This is a genomic window from Chryseobacterium paludis, from assembly GCF_025403485.1.
In the GTDB taxonomy this organism is placed as follows: domain Bacteria; phylum Bacteroidota; class Bacteroidia; order Flavobacteriales; family Weeksellaceae; genus Chryseobacterium; species Chryseobacterium paludis.
This window is the reverse complement of record NZ_CP099966.1, coordinates 3,473,700-3,493,679: the sequence shown is the minus strand read 5'-3', so window position 1 is coordinate 3,493,679 and position 19,980 is coordinate 3,473,700. Positions and strand designations below refer to the sequence as shown.

Genomic DNA, 19,980 nt, shown 5'->3' with positions numbered 1-19,980 from the left:
ACATCTAACCATTAAAAAAATGACTGTTTAGTACTAAACAGTTTTAAAAATAAAAGCGGGAATATAAATTCCCGCTTTTATTTAATTTATTTTTTATAAGCCTTAAAAAATACCCGGCCTTTCAGGCCGGGTATTTTAGATTATGATTTTACACTCATGTCTGCAATAATGTTCATTGCTTCCTGTAGGTATACATCTTTTTTAAGATTTTTAATCCACATTTCAGACTTCTTCTTAAATGCTTCATCTTTCTTCTCACGTTCAACTTCATTTGGATACATTGTAAACTGAAGTCCATTCATAAATTTAGTCAGCGCTTTGAACTTCTCAATCTGAGCTTTTCTCTGCTTCATAACTTCATTGAACTTCGTAATATTTAATGTAATTGTTTCTTCTTTATCCAATTTCTCTCTCCATTGAGCAGATTCCAATAACAATTGATAGTTTGAGTTTTTAGCCATTCTATCATTACTTGCTTTTTCCAATGCTTTAACATCAAAATAGTTTAATTTTTGGAACTGTGCACTTGGAATCTTATCCCAAGCCAGCGCAAAGTCGTCATATCGCTCTCCTATTTCAGCATACGTAAAGAAATCTTTCATCTGAATATCTGAAACAATTCCTTTTCTCTGATTAGATTCTCCAGTAATTCTATAAAACTTTTGAATGGTTAGCTTTAATGATCCGAAATCATCCTCTGTATTTAAGAATCTGTTCAGATCTACAAAAGTCTGTACAGTTCCTTTTCCGAAAGATTGTGGAGCACCCACAATCACTGCTCTTCCGTAATCTTGCATTACTCCAGCTAAAATCTCTGAAGCTGAAGCTGAAAGTTCATTTTGCATAATTACTAACGGCCCTGTCCAGATTGGAGTTTCATTTTTATTCTTTAAGGTCTGGATTTTACCGTTTCCATCTTTTACTTGAACATAAGGTCCGGCATTCATGAAAAGTCCCATAATATCACCAACTTCCGTTAATGATCCACCCCCATTATTTCTTAGATCTAGAACAATCCCTTCAATATTCTGAGCCTTTAATTTAATAATCTCATTTTTGATATCATCTGAAGCGTTTCTACCTTTAGAATCTTCAAAATCAGCGTTAAAGCTTGGTAAATTGATGAAACCATATTTCTTTCCGTTTGGAGAGTTTACAACTACACTTTTTGCAAAAGTATCTTCAATAGCTACTTCTTCACGGATCATGGTAACCTCTTTAGTTGTACCATCTTTTTTCTGAACCGTAAGTGTTACAGGAGTTCCTTTTTCACCTCTGATCAATCTTACCGCCTCATCAGAAAGCATTCCTACTACGTTTACTGCATCTTCTTTAGGTTTAGACTTTACTTTCAGGATCTTATCACCTTCTGAAAGCTGCTTCGATTTCCATGCCGGAGCTCCAATCGTTAAAGCACCCAGATAAAGATTCCCTTTTTTCTCCTGAATAATGGCTCCAATACCAATTACTTTTCCAGTAAACTGTGTATCGAAATCTTCTTTATCTTTTGGAGAATAATAGTTGGTATGTGGATCAAAAACCTCCGTATATGCATTCATATACACCGTGAACCAATCCATCTTTTTTCTCTTTTTAAATCTTGTGAATGTCTCTTTCACAAGGTCTTTTACTTCATCTGTAGCTTTTACTCTTTTTTGATCGGGAGTAAGGATCTGAAGCTTAATTGTATCCTTTAGATTGAATTTTTGTACAGAGTCCTTTTTTTCTTTTTGAGCCTGCTCTTTACTATTCATAGATTCAATCTCCTGAAGGATATTATATTTTATGAATTTTCTCCATTCATTATACTGCTCTTGCTTGTTGCCCGGGATTTTTTTTAGTTTTGGTTCCAGAGTAAGGGTCTCATCTTCCTCCAGGTTGATAGGCTTACTGAAAATGTCCTGGGTAATCTTATCAATTTCATCTACTCTTTGGTATAACCTATCGATAGTAAGTTTATAAAATGTTAAATCTCCAAGGTTCAGATAATCATCCAGCTTTGTTTCATGTTTGCCGAATTCATCCATATCCGATTGAAGAAAATATCTTTTTCCAGGATCTACCATTTCAAAATAATGCTTATAAACATCTTTTGAATAAGCATCATTGATGGGTTTTGGGCTATAATGCAAATAAGAAAGTGTATTCTTTACGCTCACCATTATCGTCTGCATCTTTTCATCATCATTCTTAGGCGAGTTGAAACAAAACATTAGACTTGTCAATGGAATTAGAAGTAAAAATTTATTGAGTTTAAAATTTTTCCACATAAATCTGTTATGTATTTTATTATATTTTTTTTAAATAATATTAATTAGTAGTAATATTTAAATTACTGTTACAAACTATCAAATTTAATACCTTATTTACAAATATCGGATAGTTTTGAGTATTTTTGTTAAAATTAAAATATTTTATGGAAAGACCACTTATTCTGGTTACTAATGATGATGGAATTACAGCACCTGGTATCAGAAATCTTATCAGTTTTATGAACGAAATCGGAGAAGTGATTGTGGTAGCACCCGACTCCCCACAAAGTGGAAAGGGACATGCTATTACTATTAATTCTACCTTAAGTTACGAAGAAGTACAGCTAGATGGTCCTCAAACAGATTATTCTTGTAGTGGAACCCCCGTAGACTGTGTCAAAATGGCTCTTGATAAAATTTTAACAAGAAGACCCGACATTGTTGTTTCTGGGATCAATCATGGAGCGAACTCATCTATTAATGTAATCTACTCCGGGACAATGTCTGCAGCTGTAGAGGCTGGTGTAGAAGGAATTCCAGCAATTGGATTTTCATTACTTGATTTTAGCTGGGAAGCAGATTTTACACAAGCCAAAGAATTTATTCAAAATATCGTTAGGAGAACATTGGAAAATCCAATGCCTAGAGGGATCGTTCTCAATGTAAATATTCCAAAACTTCCTGCCGGAGATATAAAAGGAATCAAAGTTTGTAAGCAGGCTCATGCAAAATGGGAAGAAAGTTTTGATGAAAGAGTAAATCCACACGGAAAAAAATATTACTGGTTAACAGGATATTTCAATAACATGGATGAATCCGAAGATGCTGATGAAACCGCTTTAGCCAATGGATATATCTCCATTGTTCCTGTAAAGTTTGATTTAACAGCTTATGAATATATGAAGACTCTGGAAGAAGTAATGAATTTCGATTAATGTACGAGAAACTAGACAATCCTGTTTATCATTCACTTAATGAGCATCATAAAAAGTTTTGCTTAAACTTTGGAGATTCTAAATTTTACAATCCTGAAGTCGCAGCTTTCGGAGGTTCATCAGAGGTTGCAAAAGAAAAAGATATCACAGAATACTCAAAAATCTGTGATGACTTTCTTATTTTTGGGGCTAAACCTTATGGTAATTTTGAAAAAGAATTATCTCAGCTTGTTTGTGATCAGTATGTATTGGAGAATAAAATTGATCTGGACTTTACAGAAAAAATTGATCTTTTAAGAGAGGAGAATAATGAAGAACTCCTTCATTTTATCAAAAAGTTCTATCCGCATTATTTTAAAAACAGAACTCCGGAATTGGGTCGTTATTTTGGTATATTTAAAGATAACAAACTGGTAGCAGTAACAGGAGAAAGAATGCAGATGAATGATATGACGGAAGTAAGTGCTGTTATTACAGATACAGATTATCTTGGAAAAGGCTATGCAAAGCAACTTGTCGCTTTTGTTTCCGGGAAAATATTTGAAGATAACAAAACACCTTTTCTTCATGTTGCTGAAACTAATACCGGAGCTAAAAAGCTATATGAGAAACTAGGTTTCCATCATAGAGGAACAATAAATTTATGGGGTGTTAAACGATAGTTTTTCACCCTTTTTTATTTCTTTCAAATTTTTTGAGTATAAAAGAACTAGGTCCTGGATAATACTAAAACAGAACCTTATCCTCTCTCCTTAATTCTTCCAGATATTCCTTTTTCCCATCTCTGTAAAAAAGATTCATTGTTTCAAAAGGGATTAATTTCAGATCTTTATTCACAATGTGAACACAGGATTTCTTTACTGCGCGAACATCAAAATCATGAGCATCCATAAAATTCATGATAATAATTCTGAATAAATTATCATAATCCAGATTTGGAGCCGAAACCTCAGGAAGACAGCAAAGTAATTGATTCACTTTAGGTTTTACTTTATCTACAGATATTCCAGTACTGAAAATGTCCAAAAGCTGCATTTGGAGTCCGGCATCCTGCTCATACACAATTGTATTTCGAGACTCATTATTCAGTAAATCAGCTGGATTGATATACCTCGTTAAAGGAATAATTTCACCCTCAAGTTTTAAAATATATCCCATTGCCAAAGCATCTGGGTTACAGGGAACGGGAATAATATCATCTGAATTCAATAATGGGAATTGATTCAGTATCTCTTGTCTTACTTCCGTTAAAGTAATTTTTTCATGTGCTGAATCTTCCCTGTTTCTTCCTGCAATTTCTACAGGCTGAAATGTAATTCCACGCACACATTTTTGTTTCAATGCAAAATCAATGATCTTTCCAATCTCATCTATATTTTTGCCTTGTTGAAGAACAATGACCAATGTCGTAGAAAGGTTAAGCTCGTTTAGCTTTTCAAGAGCCTTCATTCTGATATCGGTGAGGTCTTTTCCTCTAAAATCGATCAAAATCTCTGGTTTAAAAGAATCAAATTGAAGATAAACCTCAAACTCGGGAGCGTAAGTTGCCAGCTTTTCTGCAAAACCCGGATCATTGGCAATTCTAACCCCGTTTGTATTGAGCATTAAATGTTTGATCGGCTTCGACTTAGCAATATCCATGATCTTAAAGAACTCAGGATGGATGGTAGGCTCTCCGCCACTGATCTGAACAACATCCGGCTGGCCTTCATTTTTTACAATCACATCAAACATCGCTTCTATTTCTTCGAGACTTCTATGACTTCCGTAATGAGGAGATGACATTGCATAGCATGTAGGACAAGTCAAATTACAACGATCTGTTACTTCTACAATGGAAAGACAGCTGTGCTGTTCATGATCCACACACAGTCCACAATCATAAGGGCAGCCGTATTCTACGTCCGTTCCAAAATGCAAAGGCATTTCTGATGCTTTATTATAGTTTCTGATGTTTTTATAATAATGGACATCGGAAGCAATTTTTGTTTTGAAAAAACCATGATCAGGACATCTTTTCGTCATGAAAACGGATTCATCTTCTATAATGATCTTAGCTCCCACTCTTTTCAGACATTCCGGGCAAAGACTAATTGTATAATCGTAATATGTATAATTTCGTATTGGCATAATGTAATTTTATATTCCTCCACCACAAATATACCCACTGATCAAACCACAGATCAACAGACAAATCAGCATGCTCTGAATAAATTGTTTTTTGGTAAATTTTTTATCTCCTTTCCATTCATAGGAGATCTTCACAATCATTGTAATAATGAATGAAATAAATAGGGCTCCCAATATTATTATTAAAATAATCATTGCAACCATTCCGCCCAGATTTCCACCTTCCAAAAGGGTTAAGAGTTTCATTTTTAAATATTTTAAGGTGAATTTACGGTTTTTGTTTTTCTAATCTTAAAGATGTAATAAATAATTACACAAATACATAAAAGCTGAATCGTCCCCAGGCTTCCAATAATACCTACCCTCGGTTTTATAAAATCCAGAAAAAATCTAAAGGTAAAATAACTCAACATAAATAGTTGGAAAATATACCCGGATGGGTACTCTTTTGTACTTTTTTTTATCTTTAAAATAACCCAAAGACTGATTAAGAATACGATTTCATAAAGCGCAACAGGATGACGTAAATACTGATCTCCAAGATGCATCCCAAATATTGAGTCTGTTGGCAAACCATAGGTTTCTTCATAAACCCCGGTAAGAAAACAGCCTATTCTACCAATAATGATCGCCAGCATTAAAGGAAAAACAATGAGATCGCCAGTACTTTCCTTATGTTTAACAATCTTTTTCGCCAATTCCACGCCCATTAAACCAAAAGCAAGTCCACCCACTATTGTATTATTCGACCAAATACTTTTCAAGTCAAAGTGTTCAAATAGTTTGTAAGGGTTTTCGAGATTACCAATTAACTTTGACCCGATTAAAGCGCCTGCTGTTGCTCCAATAAGAACCGCTGCAGAAGTATTAAAAGTAAGCTTTTCTGTTGATTTTCTTTTTAAATAAAAATAATACCGCATCCCCATAAACATCCCCAACGCTTCAAAAAGAGGATGCGCTAACACTGTATTACCAAATAATTGAAAAGTAACAGGAAAATCCATGCTTTCAAAAATACTATATTTAATATTATTTGCTAATTTTAATATTCTAAATAATTACAATGCGTATAGAAAATGATATAAAATTAGGGTTTAAGGATGTAATGTTCCGTCCGAAAAGATCTACCCTGAAATCCAGATCTGAAGTGAGTTTAGAAAGAGAATTTACATTCAGATATACCAAAAAGAAATGGACAGGTACTCCCATCATTGCTGCCAATATGGATACTGTAGGTACTTTCGAAATGGCTGTAGAACTCGCAAAAGATAAAATTATTACAGCAGTTCACAAACATTATTCCGTGGAGGAATGGGATCAGTTTCTGAATAGTCAGCCAGAAAGTATTCACCAATATATTGCTTTAAGTACAGGAACCGGAAAAACGGATGAAGAAAAGCTTAAACAAATCATCGAAAAGCATCCAAAAATCGAGTTTCTGTGTATTGATGTAGCCAATGGTTATTCTGAACATTTTGTTGACTTTGTAAAGCAGGCAAGAGCTAATTTTCCTGATAAAATCATTATAGCAGGTAATGTGGTAACCGGTGAAATGGTTGAAGAACTACTTTTAGTAGGTGCAGATATCATTAAAGTTGGCATCGGGCCTGGTTCCGTGTGCACAACGCGAGTGAAGACCGGTGTTGGTTATCCTCAGCTTTCTGCTATTATCGAATGTTCTGACGCTGCTCATGGTTTGGGTGGTCATATTATTGCAGATGGTGGTTGTAAAGTTCCAGGCGATGTCGCTAAGGCTTTTGGAGGTGGTGCAGATTTTGTCATGCTTGGTGGAATGTTTGCCGGACATGATGAAAGTGGTGGTGAGATGATTGAAGAAAACGGAAAAAAATACCGTCTTTTTTATGGAATGAGTTCAAAAACAGCCATGGATAAACATTCCGGTGGTGTTGCAGAATATAGAGCCTCAGAGGGTAAAACTGTGAAAGTAGGCTATAAAGGTCCGGTTTCGGAAACTGTAAAAGATATTTTAGGAGGTGTACGGTCTACCTGCACTTATGTAGGGGCCTCCAAACTTAAAGAACTATCCAAGAGAACCACATTCATCAGGGTTCAGGAACAGGAAAATCAAATCTTCAAAGATTAAGATAAATAAAAAGCCAGATCAATTGATCTGGCTTTCTTTATTTTTATGTTAACATTCCACCGTCAACATGTAATGTTTGTCCGGTAATATAAGTTGACATTTCACTTCCTAAAAATACACAGGCATTTGCAATATCCTGAGGCTGTCCACCTCTCTTCATTGGAATTCCATCTCTCCAGGCTTTAAGTGTTTTCTCATCTAAAGAAGCGGTCATTTCAGTTTCAATAAATCCTGGGGCAACAGCGTTACAACGGATATTTCTTGATCCTAATTCAAGGGCGATAGATTTTGTAAATCCAATTGCTCCAGCTTTAGAAGCTGCATAATTAGACTGTCCCGCATTTCCTTTTACCCCAACTACTGAAGTTATATTGATAATAGAACCTGATTTTGCTTTCATCATAGGTTTGATTACAGCTTTAGTAAGGTTGAATACAGAATCTAAATTTACCCTGATAATAGTATCCCAATCATCTTTAGACATTCTCAATAACAGATTATCTCTTGTAATTCCAGCGTTGTTGACCAGTATATCGATCTTGCCAAATTCTTCCATTACATCATCTACTAATTTTTGAGCAGCATCATAATCTGATGCATCAGATTGGTAACCTTTTATTTGAGTTACAGAACTTAAAGTCGCTTCTAATTCTTTTGCTTTGTCTACAGAACCGGCATAAGTAAAAGCCACTTTTGCTCCCTGTTGAGCAAAAATCTCAGCTATTCCTTTTCCAATTCCTCTTGTAGCTCCGGTAATTAGTGCTACCTTTCCTTCTAATAGTTTCATATCTATGACAATTATTTTCTTTTCTATTTACTAATGTATTGATTAGCGGCTAATTTAATATATTTTTTTTGACAAAATAAATAGCCGCAAAGATATTATAATTTGTTATTCAACGCATTATTAATCATACATTACTTTCGTATTAAGTCTGTTTTTTGTCATGTTTGAGGATCAATCCCAGACTGTTTTATCTTCAGAATGCGTAAAATATAAAAATTCTGAATTTTTACCCTTCGTCAGTTTTACCCCTTTTCTATCCGATGAGTAGCTATCATAAACTACATCTTTAAGAGGTTCATTCTTATAGTTTGTAACTCCGAATTTATTTTCTTTTTTTACAACAATTTCATTGGCAGAAAGGAAAGTGATCATATCATCGTAGATCCCTGGAATTATTTCAATTCCTTCTTCATTCATCATTCCGAATTTATTTTCTTTATTTTTATAGATCAGCCCAGGTAAACGTACAAAAGGTTTTATAGAAACAATATTCTCCAGCACTTTGTATTGTTTATCCTTTGGTGAAAATCTGTAGAACACCCCTTCTTTTTTAAGAATCAGATAATTAGAAAATATTTTCTCGATCTCATAATCCCCATCTAAAACACTATTCAGATTTTTATCTAAAAGTGTTTCTTCATTATTTTTTCTCAGATAAAGAAAGTCTTGCCCTGAAATTTTAAGAGCATCTACATCATCATACTCTTGAGGCAATACAATTTCTCCGTTGGTTCTGATTACAGCAACTTTAGGATTTTTATTCTCAGGAACCGTTCTGAATAAGCCATTAAATAAATGGTTTACATATCCGAAATCCGTAGCATGTACTTTTTTATCTTTCTTAGAAAAGATACTTACTTTATCATCTTTCTTAAGATAGATGTATTCTGTTCCCACAAAAGCCTGATCGTAGATCTCTTCAGCCAATATATTTTCATCTGCATCTACAATTCCATATTTATCTTTAGGAATATTTTTAGTAACGAGAAAAGGATAGGAAATAATTCCATCAATATAGTGGTCGGAAATAGAACTTATCGTTTTCCCATTATTATCAATGATCTCGCCTTTTCTAAAACCGGTAATAATATATACCCTTCCCTTATAAAAATGCAAATTTTCATCAAACTCCCTATCGGAAACTAATTGACCATCAAAATCATAGATCTTCCAGCTTTTTCCAATTTTCACAAAGAATCTATTCTCACTGGCAAATTCTATTCTATCAGAGAAAGGAATGATCTGCTTTCCGTTGTAATCATAAACACAATCCCGTCCACTTTTGGAATAAATGAGTCTTTGTTTATTTTCCCAGGTTCTGAACTTAAAATTATCGAATGGTATTAACTGAATTCCTCTATTGTCAATCAGAGCCGTTTTTCCATTAAAAGCTCCTTCTCTCCCTTTTACAATGAATCGGTCTTTCGTCAGGCGGGAGATCTCACTTTTGTAAGGGAAATCAGCAGTAATGACTCCTAAAGAATCTACTATACTCGATTTACCGGTTTCAGAAATTATTCCATATCCCTTTGAGTAAAAGCGTACTTCTTTACCCAGTTTTTTTGATAGTAAGATCTGTTTGTATTGATCAGTTTGCTGTGCGAAAGAAACTGATGAAAGTAGTATAAAAAATAGCTTTTTCAATTAATTAGAATTATTCACAATAAGAACAATTTCTCCTTTTAAAGTTTTACTTTTAGAAAATTCGATTAATTCATTGATCGTTCCTCTTTTAGTTTCTTCAAATTTTTTAGAAATTTCACGGCTTAAACTTACTTTTGTATGTTCACCGAAGAACTCTTTGATCTGTTCTAGTGTTGTGTTTATTTTATGAGGACTCTCATATAAAACAATTGTTTTTTTCTCTTCTGCAAGCTGTTTAAGCTTGGTTTGTCTTCCTTTCTTTTGTGGGAGAAAACCGGCAAATAAAAATTCATTATTTGGAAGTCCGGATACCACAAGTGCCGGAACAAAAGCTGTTGCTCCAGGTAAGCAAATCATCTCAATATTATGATCTGCCCCTGCTTTTCCCAATAAATAACCGGGATCAGAAATTCCAGGTGTTCCTGCATCTGTAATAATAGCAACATTTTGGCCGCTTTCAAGGTCGGAAATTACTTTCTCCGTTGCCTGATGTTCATTATGCAAATGATAAGATCTTAAAGGTTTAGAAATCTCGAAATGCTTTAAAAGGACTCCGGATGTTCTCGTATCTTCACATAAAATATAATCTACTTCTTTCAGTACATTCACGGCTCTGAAAGTCATATCTTCTAAGTTTCCTACGGGAGTAGGAACAAAATATAGGATTCCGCTCAAAATTAAAATTATAAAAATTTATTTTCCACCAATACCCATAATCTCTGGGCATATTCATCTACTTTTCTCCAGTTTCTGGAGTAATATAAGTCACTTAAATATTCTTTAGCTTCCTCTAGCGTTCTAAAACTGTTTAGGTCTGAAATTACAGTATTCAACTCGGACTGACTTCCATCAAATAGCATTTTTGAAAAAGCTATCCTATCATTCAGATCCAATCTGAACTCAGGTTTAGATTTTTCAGCTTCCATAAAATTTGTTGGGATATTGGTCTTCAACAAACTTCCATTGTCTTCTTTTACAACCGGCTCATTCTTTTCCCGAGGAATTTCTCTTTCTAAAGGATCATCATCAAACAGTGACTGAATAGATTTTAATCCTTTAATATTTGCTAATTTTATTTTTTTCTCCTGATTATAAGCATCGAGATTTTCAAAGCTTTCATCAGAAGGATATTTCTCTTTTTCAGATTCCTGATATCCATGATCTATATCAACAATTTTTCTTTTATTAATTTCATCAGAAATAGCTTGTTCTTCATGTATCTCTTCAACCTGGGCATCATTTTTTATTTCGCTAAGGATATTTTCTACATTAGAAGTTTCCATTACCATCTCACCTTGTTCAATCGCTACATTTGAAGATATAAACTGTGATTCATTTTCTTCAATCAGCATTTCATCATCTTCTAAAACCTCACTATCGAAAATACTTGGAATCTTTTCATTTACTTCAGGAAATTCTTTTACATCACTCGCAAAAATCCTTTCTTCATTAGTTTTCATTTCCTCTTCTATACTATTCTGAATACTTTCCTCTTCATCAAAAGAATTCATACTCGATTCCTGATAATTAGAAGGTTCGTTCTCAAACTCATTGATCTCATTGAGTTGATTCGTAAAGATCACCTCTTCTTCAATCTGATCATCATGTGAGTCTTCTTCAGTATCTTTTTCTACAATTTCTGTTTCGAAATTTTGTGCGATTTTTTCCTCATCTGCAAAATTAACTACATTTTCATGATATCCATTCTCAACAATTTCAGTCAATTGATTGTTGAAAATTTCATCTTGTTCTGCCGTAGTTGGAGCATTTACATGCTCAATCTCTTCATATTCTGAAGCCTCATTTTCATCAATTTCATTCAGTTCATTATTGAAAATCGCCTCTTCTTCCGTCACTTCATGTGCTGACTCCTGGCTATCAAGTTCATCATTCACAAAAGAGTTATTCGTTTGACTTTCGGTATTTTGTGACGATGTATTGGGTATAAAATACTCTATATTCTTTTCCAGCATCTTCAAAAAAGAAATCCTATTGGCAAGCTCATCCACAAGATCTTGCTTGGAAAGTAATTCATCCACATTGTTTATTTTCTCCAAAATATCAATGATATTCTTGGATTCGAAAAAAATTTTTTCCTTTAAATCTTGGATATTCTGCATATAAGATTCTTGTTAAAAATTGCTTACTTTTGATGTTAAAATATTACGGCTAATTTAACAAATGTTTTTAGAAAATACAATTAATCACTCCAAACAAAGCGGTTGGATGGAAGTTATTTGTGGCTCAATGTTTTCCGGAAAAACCGAAGAGTTGATCAGAAGGCTGAGAAGAGCAGAAATGGCAGGGCAGAATGTGGAAATTTTTAAACCAAAAACTGATACCAGATATTCTGAAGAAGATGTGGTATCACATAATCAGAATAAGATCCGAAGCACCGCGGTAGAAAATCCCAACGAAATCCTTTTGTTGGGTTCTAATTGTGATGTGGTAGGAATTGATGAAGCACAGTTTTTTGATGAAAGTATTGTTGACATTGCCAATCAGTTGGCAAATAGTGGAATAAGAGTTGTTATTGCGGGTTTAGACATGGACTTTTTAGGACGTCCATTTGGACCAATGCCCAATCTTATGGCCACTGCAGAATATGTAACCAAAGTGCACGCTATTTGTAAGAGAACGGGTAATCTGGCTAATTACTCTATGAGAACTTCTCAGGGAAATAATTTAGTGGAATTGGGAGAAACAGAAAGTTATGAAGCTGTAAGCCGCAGGGTTTTTATAGATGAAGTCCTTTTAAAGAAAAAAAAATAATTTTTAAATAACCTAAAATTAGATTAATTTTAATTTATAATTTTATATACTAAGTTAAACGCAAAGACGTAAAAATAATTTAATAGTAATCTTTTTAGGGTGCCGAGATTTTATCCCTGGTAAAATTAAGCCTCATACCTTGTTGAGAAATTTCTGATTTTAACAGGTCATAAAAATATTCTTTTTAGAGAACTTTACGTTTTGGCTGTTTATAAAAAAATAAGCTGACGGGAAGTAATGAATTATACGATACAAGAAATTGCAGATATCACCAATTCACAAGTTATTGGTGATACTGATATTATTATAAAAAATATAGCTTTTGATAGCAGAATTATCTATTCAATCAAGAATACTGCATTCATTGCAATTAATACAAAAAAAAATTCCGGTGAAAAATTCATAGAATCGGCCATTGATAGGGGGATAAACGTTATTATTTCCGAACATCAGTATCCGCAATTTGAAAATATCACCTGGATCTTAGTTGAAAGTTCTATTGACTTTCTTCAAAAACTTTCTAAATACCATTTTGAACATTCCCATCTGAAATCGATAGGAATTACAGGAAGTAATGGAAAGACCATTTTAAAAGAATGGCTTTATCAGTGTTTGTGGAACGAATTTTCTACAGTAAAGAGTCCTAAAAGTTTTAATTCGCAAATAGGACTCCCTCTTTCATTACTTCAAATTAATGATTCTTATGAGCTAGGGATTTTTGAGGTTGGAATTTCCAAGCCCAATGAAATGGAAAAGCTGGAAAATATTTTCAAACCTCAGATTGGTCTTCTCACTCATATCGGAACTGCACATGCTGCAAACTTTGAGTCTGATGATGAATTGATCAATGAAAAGATCAAGCTGTTCAAAGATTCTGAAGTCATTGTTTACAACGGAGATAATTCCCTAGTTAATCAGAAAATAAAAGAATTATATTCAAGTAAAAAATTAATATCCTACGGTTTCAAAAATGAAAATCAGGTATTTATTAAAAATAGTATTTCTAAAGATGAAAACATCATCGTAAAATATTTTAATGAGGAAATAAGTTTTCCCGTTCATCAAAGGGATGAAGCTACTCTAACGAATGCTTTAGCCCTTATTACGGTTTTAAAAGAGCTGAATATTGACAATCAAAAGATCATCGAAAAAATCAACGCTCTGAAAACTGTAGAAATGAGATTAGAGGCAATTGAAGGAAATAAAAATAATATCATTATTAATGATTCCTTTAATCTGGATCTGGATTCTTTGAAAACAGCTTTACAATTTTTAAACGAATATAAAAAACCAAAAAAATCTCTGGTTTTAACTGATATTGTAGGGGTGAATTCGAATTCAAAAGAGTTGTATGAAGAGGTTTCTGAACTTGTTAATGAACAAAAATTTGACTCTGTATTCTTAATTGGAAACGAAATAACCCAATTTAGCGATCTGTTTAAATCTAAAACCTTTACTTTTATCAATACTCAGGAATTAATTGAAAGTAAATACCTTACGGATATTGAAAATCAGATTATTCTTTTGAAAGGAGCGCGAAAATTTGAGATCGAAAGGCTTAAAGATATTCTTGAACTCAGAAAGCATGATACCGTTTTGGAAATCAATCTGAACGCAATTCTTCATAATATCAACTATCATAAATCTCTATTGAAACCTGAGACTAAAGTAATGGCAATGGTAAAAGCAAATGCTTATGGTTTAGGAAGTTATGAGATTTCAGAATTTTTACAACATCACCATATAGATTATCTTGGTGTTGCATATACCGATGAAGGCGTAGAACTCCGAAAAAAAGGAATTACAACCCCTATCGTTGTCATGAATGCTGCACAGCATAGTTATGATGCGATTATACAATATAATCTGGAGCCGGAAATTTACAGCTTCAGGGTATTAGAATTATTTAATGAAGCCGTTCAGAAATCCGGATATGACCAAAAATTCCCTATCCATATCAAACTGGAAACAGGAATGCATCGACTTGGTTTTAAAGGATTTGAGTTAGATCAGTTAAGTGAAACTTTAAAAAATAAAAATGTAAAGGTTCAAAGTATCCTGACCCACTTATCATCTTCTGATATGCCGGATGAAAGAGAGTTTACTTTAAATCAGTTTGAAATCTTTGAGAAAAACTCCAACTATCTTATTGAAAAGCTGGGATATCAGCCTATCCGTCATATTCTGAATTCGTCAGGAATTACAAGTTATACGGACCATCAATATGATATGGTAAGAATTGGTATCGGAATGTTAGGTGAGTCACCAAATAGTGAAATACAAAAACAGCTTCAATCCACTGTAAGCTTTAAAACCGTTATTTCTCAGATTTCAACCGTAGAAAATGGAGAATCTGTGGGCTATAGCAGAAGATATAAGACCGATCACACGACGAAAATAGCCACAATCCCGGTAGGTTATGCAGATGGAATTCCAAGATTGATTGGCAATCAGATTGGTAATGTTGGAATACATAAAACCCTAGCTCCTATCGTTGGAAGTATTTGTATGGATATGATGATGATCAATATAGATCATATTCCTAATGTTGAAGAAGGGGATATGGTAACTATCTTTAATTCAAAGCCAAGTTTAAAAGAATTTGCAGATTACTGCAAAACAATAACCTATGAAGTATTAACTTCCATTTCGCCGCGGGTGAAGCGGATTTATATAAAAGATTAACTCTATGAGAAAACTCCTGGTTCTTATACTCGTATTCCAATTGCTTTTGCTGCATTCGCAGGTAAAAAAAGGATTGGTAATTCCAAAAAATCCCAGAATTGGGCTTTCGCTAGCCGGAGGTGGAGCTAAAGGATTTTCTCATGTAGGAGTACTGAAAGTATTGGACTCCTTAGGGGTAAAGGTTGATTATATTGCTGGTACAAGTATGGGAGCCATTGTTGGTGGTCTATATGCTTCGGGATATTCAGGAAAAGAAATAGAAAAAATTGTAATGGATACGGATTTCTATTCTTTAATAATGGATCCTAAGTCAAGGAAAGAAAGTACATTTTTTAATAAATCTGTAGACAAATATCTTTTGTCAATTCCTATCAAGAATGGAAAGATTAACCTCCCCTCTTCCATAAGCACGGGTCAGAAAAATGTATATCTTTTAAAGGAACTATTTAAAAACGTTTCCAATATCGATGATTTTTCAAAACTACCCATTCCCTTTATGTGTGTAGCAACTAATCTGGAAAGTGGAAATATGCAGATTTTTGAAAAGGGAGATCTTGTACAGTCTATTATGGCGAGTTCAGCATTTCCGTCACTAATGGATCCCGTAAAGGTTGGTGACAGCATTTACATAGATGGGGCCATGACTGTAAATTATCCTTCAAAGCCATTAAAGGACAAAGGAATCGACATTGTTATCGGTGTCGACCTTAATCAGGATTTATCGAAAAGAGAGGATTTAACTAATATTATTGCCATTCTCAATCAGATTATCGATATGAATATTCATAAAGATACCAAACGGCAATATAAATACACAGATATCAATATTAAACCTAATTTAAAAGGGATGTCTGCTACCAGCTACGATGAAAAGAAAAAAATTCTCGATAGTGGATATGTTGAAGGGTTAAAATACGTTGATATATTAGATCAGTTGCCAAAGCGATCGTTTGACCGCCTTAGACAGCGTATAAATCCAATTTATTCCAACGTATATAAGATTGATAGTCTTTCTTTAATTGGAAGCAAAATATATGGTAAAAACTACGCCTTAGGGAAAATGGGATTACATCTCCCCTCTTTGGAAACCTATGGCAGTATCAATAAAAAAATAGATAGGCTGGTTGCAACCAATAATTACAAGTTTATCAATTACGATATTGTAACAGAGAACAATGCAAACTATCTGAAATTATATGTTACTGAAGATGATGCCAGACATTTTTTTAAATTCGGCCTGCATTATGATGAAGTTTTCAAGACAGGGTTATTACTCAACTATTCTGCTAAGCGTCTTTTATTCAGAAACTCAAATTTATCTTTAGATGTTATTGTGGGAGATCAGCCAAGGTACTATCTGAACTATTTTATTGACAATGGATATATACCAGGATTCGGAATTTATTCTTCTGGGATGAGTATTGATCTAAAGGATATAAATAACAATGTATTTGATAGTTGGCAATGGTTGAGAAATGAAGCCTATATCCAGTCCATTTGGAAGGATAAATTTGCAATTGGGGGTGGAATAAGCCATGACTATTTTAGTGCTGATAATAATGGTACCAATGAAAGAGTAAGTCGTTTTCTGAATCCTTATGTATTTATAAAAAGTGATACTCAAAATGATAAGGATTTTCCGACAAAAGGAATATACATATCAGCTGAAGGTAAAGTTATCGATCTGATGAAATCCGAATTGGAAAAAAGAATAGTTCAGATAAAGGCAGATATAAGAATAAATGTTCCTCTTGCAAAACAATTAACTTATCGACTGAACTTATATGGTGGAGTAACTTTAGGAGAGCATCTGCCTGAATTTTATAAATATAGATTAGGGGGAATTTTTGAACAAAATGTGGTTAACTTTAAAAGCTTTGCTGGTTTTTATTTTGCTCAGCTTAGTACCAATAATGTTATTCTTATTTCAAATGATCTTCAGTTTAGATTCAACAAAAATTATTTCATCAGTGGGAATTTCTCTTTTGCGAACCTTTCAAATGATATTACCTTCGAAGATGCTGTTAAACTTAATTACAGTTCACTTGGAATAACTGCGGGATATAAATCTCCTTTCGGCCAGATTAAGGTTAATTTCAGTCATTCATTAAAAAATAATCAAAAAGGCATATTCAGTGTTATATTAGGACACTGGTTTTAAAACAATGATACAATTCTTTTACGAAAACTTACCAGATTCTGTAAATACAGACTATACTAAATGGCTGGAAGATATCATTCTTTCAGAAGAAAAAAAATTAGGCGAAATCAATTACATCTTTTGTGATGATGAATATTTGCTTAAGATAAATCAAGATTATCTGCAGCATGATTACTATACGGATATCATCACTTTCGATTATGTTAAAGGCAAAACAATAAGCGCGGAGATTTTTGTATCTTTGCAGCGCATTTCAGACAACGCTTCTACCCTATCCAGAAACTACGAAGAAGAACTAAGAAGAGTTTTAGCCCATGGCATTCTTCATCTTTGCGGTTATAAGGATAAAACAGAAGATGAAGAAGAGGAAATGCGTAGAAAAGAAGATTTTTATTTAGCTACGTATAAAGACTAATATCTTAAGCCAATAAAATCTTTCATTTCGTCCTTGTTAAATAACTTTTATAATTAAATAAAATATAAAACAAGCCGGATAATGCAGAATACAAGCTCTTTTAAGCTGTATTTTTAAACAATGTTTCACGTGAAACATTTATTATAAAGATTAAAATTTAAGCCTTAAAATAGGTAAGAAAATGATTTCAGAAATATATGATGTAATAGTAGTTGGTGCCGGCCATGCTGGTTGTGAAGCCGCTGCTGCTGCTGCCAATTTAGGATCAAAAACTTTGCTTGTCACAATGAACATGCAAACCATTGGTCAAATGAGCTGTAACCCCGCAATGGGAGGTATCGCAAAAGGACAGATTGTTCGCGAAATAGATGCAATGGGAGGTTATTCAGGAATTATAGCTGATAAATCTGCCATTCAGTTTAAAATGCTAAACCTTTCAAAAGGACCAGCGATGTGGTCCCCTAGAACCCAAAATGATAGAATGCTTTTTGCAGAAGAATGGCGTTTAGCATTAGAAAACACACCTAATCTTGATTTCTTTCAGGATATGGTAAAACAGCTTATTGTTGAAAATAATAAAGTAACCGGAGTTATAACCTCTCTGGGAATCTCTATAAAATCAAAATCTGTAGTGCTTACAAATGGTACCTTCCTTAATGGATTAATCCATGTTGGAGATAAACAATTAGGTGGTGGAAGAATGGGTGAACCAAGAGCATTTGGTATCACCGAACAATTGGTATCCTTAGGTTTTGAAGCTGGAAGAATGAAGACCGGAACTCCTCCCAGAGTAGATGGAAGAAGTCTTGATTATTCTAAAATGGAAGAACAAAAAGGAGATGAAAAACCACAAAAATTCAGCTATTTAGACACACCCAAGTTAACCAAACAATTAAGCTGTCATATCGTATATACGAACGAAACTGTACACAATATACTTAGAGAAGGCTTTGACAGAAGCCCAATGTTCAATGGTACCATTCAAAGTTTAGGTCCAAGATACTGCCCTAGTATTGAAGACAAGATCAACCGTTTTGCAGAAAGAACAAGACATCAGTTATTTGTAGAGCCAGAAGGTTGGAGAACAGTAGAAATATATGTGAATGGGTTCAGCTCCTCATTACCAGAAGATGTACAGGTAAAAGCAATGAAGCATATTCCCGGATTCGAAAATGTAAAAGTATTCCGTCCTGGCTATGCTATTGAATATGACTACTTCCCCCCTACTCAATTAAAGCATACTCTAGAAACAAAATTGATAGACAATCTTTATTTTGCCGGCCAAATTAACGGTACTACAGGATACGAAGAAGCTGCAGGACAAGGTTTGATGGCAGGGATCAATGCTCACAATAAAGTACATGATAAAGGAGAGTTTATATTAAACAGAGATGAAGCATATATAGGAGTTCTGATTGATGATCTTATCACAAAAGGAACTGAAGAACCTTATAGAATGTTTACTTCCCGTGCAGAATACAGACTCCTGCTAAGACAAGATAATGCTGATATCAGATTAACTGAAAAAGCATATCATCTAGGCCTTGCAAAAGAAGAAAGGTTAAGAAAAGTTGAAAACAAAATTACTAAAAGTGAGGAACTTGAAGGCTTTTTACGAGAAACTTCTTTAAAACCAGGCATCATTAATCCAATTCTTGAAAGAGAAGAAAGCAATCCGGTAGATCAGGCTTACAGAGCATCCCAGTTTCTTACAAGACCTAATATCACACTTGAAAAGCTGGAAAATATTGAAGTTATCAAAGAATTTACTTCTCAGTTTGAGGATGAAGTAAGAGAACAAGCTGAGATTAATATTAAATATAAAGGGTATATCGAAAAGGAAAAAGAGAATGTGGCAAAGCTAAATCGCTTAGAAAACATTAAGATTCCAGAAGACTTCGATTACTTAAGACTTTCCAGTCTTTCATCTGAAGCTAAACAAAAAATGAATAATGTAAGACCAAAAACAATTGCACAGGCTGGAAGAATAAGTGGTGTTTCTCCTGCTGACATTAATGTTTTACTGGTCTATTTAGGACGATAATTAATATATGTTTCACGTGAAACATCTTTAAAATTAAAGCAAAAATTAAGG

The 19,980-nt window shown here is 33.8% G+C and carries 16 protein-coding genes; 8 read left to right on the top strand and 8 right to left on the bottom strand.

Translation table 11 applies throughout. The features are described from left to right. Nucleotides 1-140 precede the first annotated feature (140 nt). A complete protein-coding gene (locus NG806_RS15785) occupies nt 141-2,270 on the bottom strand; it encodes a carboxy terminal-processing peptidase (protein ID WP_214829986.1) in 2,130 nt (709 codons plus the stop codon). Between the two features lie 146 nt (nt 2,271-2,416). Between NG806_RS15785 and surE the strand changes: the two genes are divergently transcribed. Continuing rightward, the gene (gene surE / locus NG806_RS15780; protein ID WP_261510555.1) at nt 2,417-3,187 is read left to right on the top strand and encodes a 5'/3'-nucleotidase SurE; all 771 of its coding nucleotides are present in this window, start codon (nt 2,417-2,419) and stop codon (nt 3,185-3,187) included. After that, entirely contained in the window at nt 3,187-3,849 is a 663-nt protein-coding gene (locus NG806_RS15775; RefSeq protein ID WP_261510553.1) for a GNAT family N-acetyltransferase, read from the top strand. Before surE ends, NG806_RS15775 begins: the two co-directional genes overlap by 1 nt. 64 nt (nt 3,850-3,913) lie before the next feature. On the opposite strand, the gene NG806_RS15770 is transcribed toward NG806_RS15775, so the two are convergent. Genes NG806_RS15770 through NG806_RS15760 form a run of 3 tightly spaced genes read right to left on the bottom strand, consistent with a single transcriptional unit; the run spans nt 3,914 to nt 6,321 of the window. Further along, nucleotides 3,914-5,317, bottom strand: a complete 1,404-nt coding sequence (locus tag NG806_RS15770) for a radical SAM protein (RefSeq protein ID WP_214829977.1) — start codon at nt 5,315-5,317, stop codon at nt 3,914-3,916. Nucleotides 5,318-5,326: 9 nt separating this feature from the next. Beyond that, nucleotides 5,327-5,563 (bottom strand): hypothetical protein, encoded by a 237-nt coding sequence (locus NG806_RS15765; protein WP_261510551.1) that lies wholly within the window; start codon nt 5,561-5,563, stop codon nt 5,327-5,329. 11 nt (nt 5,564-5,574) lie between these two features. Further along, nucleotides 5,575-6,321 (bottom strand): prolipoprotein diacylglyceryl transferase, encoded by a 747-nt coding sequence (locus tag NG806_RS15760; RefSeq protein WP_261510549.1) that lies wholly within the window; start codon nt 6,319-6,321, stop codon nt 5,575-5,577. A 59-nt stretch (nt 6,322-6,380) separates the two neighbouring features. Here NG806_RS15760 and NG806_RS15755 point away from each other — a divergent pair, with 59 nt between their 5' ends. After that, complete coding sequence (locus NG806_RS15755) at nt 6,381-7,421, top strand: GMP reductase (protein ID WP_261510547.1); 1,041 nt, start codon at nt 6,381-6,383, stop codon at nt 7,419-7,421. A gap of 43 nt (nt 7,422-7,464) precedes the next feature. Here NG806_RS15755 and fabG read toward each other — a convergent pair whose 3' ends face one another. The 4 genes from fabG to NG806_RS15735 all read right to left on the bottom strand — a co-directional run bounded on the left by fabG (nt 7,465) and on the right by NG806_RS15735 (nt 11,972). Beyond that, nucleotides 7,465-8,208 (bottom strand): 3-oxoacyl-[acyl-carrier-protein] reductase, encoded by a 744-nt coding sequence (gene fabG / locus NG806_RS15750; RefSeq protein WP_214829970.1) that lies wholly within the window; start codon nt 8,206-8,208, stop codon nt 7,465-7,467. Between the two features lie 171 nt (nt 8,209-8,379). After that, the gene (locus tag NG806_RS15745; protein ID WP_214829968.1) at nt 8,380-9,852 is read right to left on the bottom strand and encodes a hypothetical protein; all 1,473 of its coding nucleotides are present in this window, start codon (nt 9,850-9,852) and stop codon (nt 8,380-8,382) included. Continuing rightward, complete coding sequence (gene rsmI / locus NG806_RS15740) at nt 9,853-10,527, bottom strand: 16S rRNA (cytidine(1402)-2'-O)-methyltransferase (RefSeq protein ID WP_214829965.1); 675 nt, start codon at nt 10,525-10,527, stop codon at nt 9,853-9,855. Between the two features lie 8 nt (nt 10,528-10,535). Then, the gene (locus tag NG806_RS15735) at nt 10,536-11,972 is read right to left on the bottom strand and encodes a ring-infected erythrocyte surface antigen domain-containing protein (RefSeq protein WP_214829962.1); all 1,437 of its coding nucleotides are present in this window, start codon (nt 11,970-11,972) and stop codon (nt 10,536-10,538) included. A 61-nt stretch (nt 11,973-12,033) separates the two neighbouring features. Between NG806_RS15735 and NG806_RS15730 the strand changes: the two genes are divergently transcribed. From NG806_RS15730 to mnmG, 5 genes are all read left to right on the top strand, one after another. Beyond that, nucleotides 12,034-12,624 carry a thymidine kinase gene (locus NG806_RS15730; protein WP_214829959.1) on the top strand — a complete coding sequence of 197 codons (591 nt, stop codon included), beginning with the start codon at nt 12,034-12,036 and terminating at the stop codon, nt 12,622-12,624. A 237-nt stretch (nt 12,625-12,861) separates the two neighbouring features. Continuing rightward, a complete protein-coding gene (locus NG806_RS15725; protein ID WP_261510543.1) occupies nt 12,862-15,309 on the top strand; it encodes a bifunctional UDP-N-acetylmuramoyl-tripeptide:D-alanyl-D-alanine ligase/alanine racemase in 2,448 nt (815 codons plus the stop codon). Nucleotides 15,310-15,313: 4 nt separating this feature from the next. Next, on the top strand, nt 15,314-17,470 hold the full coding sequence (locus NG806_RS15720) for a patatin-like phospholipase family protein (protein WP_214829953.1): 2,157 nt from the start codon (nt 15,314-15,316) through the stop codon (nt 17,468-17,470). Between the two features lie 4 nt (nt 17,471-17,474). Beyond that, nucleotides 17,475-17,885 (top strand): rRNA maturation RNase YbeY, encoded by a 411-nt coding sequence (gene ybeY / locus NG806_RS15715; RefSeq protein ID WP_261510540.1) that lies wholly within the window; start codon nt 17,475-17,477, stop codon nt 17,883-17,885. Between the two features lie 181 nt (nt 17,886-18,066). After that, the gene (gene mnmG, locus NG806_RS15710; RefSeq protein ID WP_261510538.1) at nt 18,067-19,929 is read left to right on the top strand and encodes a tRNA uridine-5-carboxymethylaminomethyl(34) synthesis enzyme MnmG; all 1,863 of its coding nucleotides are present in this window, start codon (nt 18,067-18,069) and stop codon (nt 19,927-19,929) included. Nucleotides 19,930-19,980 lie beyond the last annotated feature (51 nt).

What these genes read in the sequence shown, in the direction of transcription:
- NG806_RS15785 (WP_214829986.1), bottom strand. Translation starts at nt 2,270, where the DNA reads ATGTGGAAAAATTTTAAACTCAATAAATTTTTACTTCTAATTCCATTG.
- surE (WP_261510555.1), top strand. Translation starts at nt 2,417, where the DNA reads ATGGAAAGACCACTTATTCTGGTTACTAATGATGATGGAATTACAGCA.
- NG806_RS15775 (WP_261510553.1), top strand. Translation starts at nt 3,187, where the DNA reads ATGTACGAGAAACTAGACAATCCTGTTTATCATTCACTTAATGAGCAT.
- NG806_RS15770 (WP_214829977.1), bottom strand. Translation starts at nt 5,317, where the DNA reads ATGCCAATACGAAATTATACATATTACGATTATACAATTAGTCTTTGC.
- NG806_RS15765 (WP_261510551.1), bottom strand. Translation starts at nt 5,563, where the DNA reads ATGAAACTCTTAACCCTTTTGGAAGGTGGAAATCTGGGCGGAATGGTT.
- NG806_RS15760 (WP_261510549.1), bottom strand. Translation starts at nt 6,321, where the DNA reads ATGGATTTTCCTGTTACTTTTCAATTATTTGGTAATACAGTGTTAGCG.
- NG806_RS15755 (WP_261510547.1), top strand. Translation starts at nt 6,381, where the DNA reads ATGCGTATAGAAAATGATATAAAATTAGGGTTTAAGGATGTAATGTTC.
- fabG (WP_214829970.1), bottom strand. Translation starts at nt 8,208, where the DNA reads ATGAAACTATTAGAAGGAAAGGTAGCACTAATTACCGGAGCTACAAGA.
- NG806_RS15735 (WP_214829962.1), bottom strand. Translation starts at nt 11,972, where the DNA reads ATGCAGAATATCCAAGATTTAAAGGAAAAAATTTTTTTCGAATCCAAG.
- NG806_RS15730 (WP_214829959.1), top strand. Translation starts at nt 12,034, where the DNA reads ATGTTTTTAGAAAATACAATTAATCACTCCAAACAAAGCGGTTGGATG.
- NG806_RS15725 (WP_261510543.1), top strand. Translation starts at nt 12,862, where the DNA reads ATGAATTATACGATACAAGAAATTGCAGATATCACCAATTCACAAGTT.
- NG806_RS15720 (WP_214829953.1), top strand. Translation starts at nt 15,314, where the DNA reads ATGAGAAAACTCCTGGTTCTTATACTCGTATTCCAATTGCTTTTGCTG.
- ybeY (WP_261510540.1), top strand. Translation starts at nt 17,475, where the DNA reads ATGATACAATTCTTTTACGAAAACTTACCAGATTCTGTAAATACAGAC.
- mnmG (WP_261510538.1), top strand. Translation starts at nt 18,067, where the DNA reads ATGATTTCAGAAATATATGATGTAATAGTAGTTGGTGCCGGCCATGCT.